This window comes from Ideonella azotifigens, assembly GCF_006519715.1.
In the GTDB taxonomy this organism is placed as follows: Bacteria; Pseudomonadota; Gammaproteobacteria; order Burkholderiales; family Burkholderiaceae_C; genus Ideonella; species Ideonella azotifigens.
The window spans coordinates 1-2,152 of sequence record NZ_VIDT01000822.1 but is presented as its reverse complement, the minus strand read 5'-3'; the positions used below and the strand labels follow the sequence as shown (position 1 = coordinate 2,152).

Here is a 2,152-nt window from a genome sequence, read left to right as displayed (position 1 = left end):
CGTGTTGCCGTTGGACGGGCAGCCGCTGCTGTTGCCACTGCAACTGGACGACTGGCTGGATGGTCTGCGGGTTGGCGAAGAGCGCCCTGTTTGGTTGCAGGTGCAGGCCAGCCGCCTGTGCGGCAAGAAGCCTGCGAGCGGCAAGGCCACGCCGCGGCTGGACAAGCTGGTCGGCCCGTGGCTGCGCGCGATGGCCGCAGCCGCCAGCGGCCAGCCAGTGGACCTGCTGCTGATCGGCCGCGATGCGACCTTGTACTTCACGCCGCCTGCACTCGAGATGGCCAACGCGGCGGCGCAAGCTGTGCTGGCCGCGTGGCAAGTGGCACAGCAGCAGCCGCTGCCGGTCGCGCCGCGCACTGCACTGGCCTGGCTGGACGCGCCAGCAACTGCGCTCGCCACCTACCAGGGAGACTTCCAGCGCCGCGGCGAGGTGGACGAACCCTGCCTGGCGCGGCTGTTTCCTGACTTCGAGGCACTGACGGAAGCCGACGCTGCTGGTGCCAACTTCGGCCACTGGGCCCAGGCGCTGTATGCGCCACTGCGCGACTGGGCGCAGCGCCACGTCAGCGTGACCTGGCACCCGAGCGCAGACGACGTGGCCGAGGAGGCTGCATGACGTCCGCTGCCCAGGCCCTGCGGCCACTGGACTTTCCGCTCTGGGGCAGCCGGCTGATCGAGGCCAGCGCTGGCACCGGCAAGACCTGGACGATTGCCGCGCTGTACCTGCGGCTGGTGCTGGGCCATGGCATTGATGCCACGCGCTTCGGCGGCCCGCTGCGGCCAGACCAGATCCTGGTGATGACCTTCACCCGGGCCGCGACGCGCGAGCTGTCGGACCGCATTCGCGCCCGCCTGCTCGACGCGGCCAAGGCCTTCCGAGGCGAGCTGGACGAGTCGAAGATCGATTCGCTGCTGAAGGAACTGATGGCGACGTACGAGGGCGACGACGCTGCCCGCGAAGCTGCGGCCTGGCGCCTGGCCACCGCCGCCGAAGGCATGGACGACGCGGCGGTGCACACGATAGACGCCTGGTGCCAGCGCATGCTGCGTGAGCACGCCTTCGACAGCGGCAGCCTGTTCGACGAAGAGCTGCTGGCCGACGAGCAGGCGCTGTGGCTAGAGGTCGCGCAGGACTACTGGCGCCAGCAGTGTTACCCGCTGGACAGTGCGTCGCTGAACGCCGTGCTGTCCGTCTGGCGCGGCCTGCCGGCGCTGGTGGCCGACGTGCGCAGCCTGGGCACGCAAACCTTGCCTGAAGGTGCTGGCGAGGGCAGCCTGGCCGACTGCCTGCGCCAGGCCACCCAGGTGCGGGCCGAGGCTTTGGCTGCGCTGCGTGCCGGCTGGGCCGAGCGAGCTGAACAGATGCGCCACTGGCTGCAGGCGCAGTGCGACCTCAAGCTGGGCTGGGAAGGTCGCAGCCTTCAGGCGCGGTTCTTCAATCCCTGGCTGGACACGCTGGCCAGCTGGGCGCGGGGCGACAGCGAAGCTGAGTTGCCCGAACTCAAGACCGGGCGCCAACGGCTCACGCCGGCCGGTGTGCGGGGCATGCGCAAGGTCGACGCGCCAGCCATCGATCTGCCGCCTGTGTTCGAGGCTTTCGAATCGTTGCTCACGGCGCTGGATGCCTTGCCGGAGATCGCGCCGACGCTGCGCCTGCATGCTGCGGCGCGCGTGTCGGCGCGGCTGGACCAGCTCAAGCGCCAGGCCGGCCAGTTCGGCTTTGCCGACCTGCTGAGCCGGCTGGACGCTGCGCTGGAAGGCCACAACGGCGACCGCCTGCGCGAGCGCATCCTGGCGCAGACGCCGGTGGCGTTGATCGACGAATTCCAGGACACCTCGGCGCTGCAGTTCCGCCTGTTCGACCGGCTCTACGACACGGCGGCGAATGCACGCGGCACGGCGCTGCTGCTGATCGGCGACCCCAAGCAGTCCATCTACCGCTTTCGCGGCGCGGACATCCACAGCTACCTGCAGGCCCGCGCCGCCACCGCTGGCCGCCACTATGTGCTGGACACCAACTACCGCTCGACCGAAGCCGTGGTTCAGGCGGTCAACGCGATCTTCCTGCGTGGCGAGCAGCGCGAAGGCGAGGGCGCTTTCGGCTTTCGCCAGCCGGGCGGTGACAACCCGCTGCCCTTCCTGCCGGTGGCAG

At 69.9% G+C, this 2,152-nt stretch carries 1 protein-coding gene and 1 pseudogene; both read left to right on the top strand.

Going from position 1 to position 2,152, the window contains the following annotated elements:
* Positions 1-616: pseudogene (locus tag FKP22_RS32945) on the top strand (hypothetical protein); the annotation flags it as partial.
* The coding region (locus FKP22_RS28065) for a UvrD-helicase domain-containing protein (RefSeq protein WP_141291340.1) at positions 613-2,152 on the top strand (1,540 nt) is incomplete at its 3' end. The pseudogene FKP22_RS32945 and the gene FKP22_RS28065, both read left to right, overlap by 4 nt.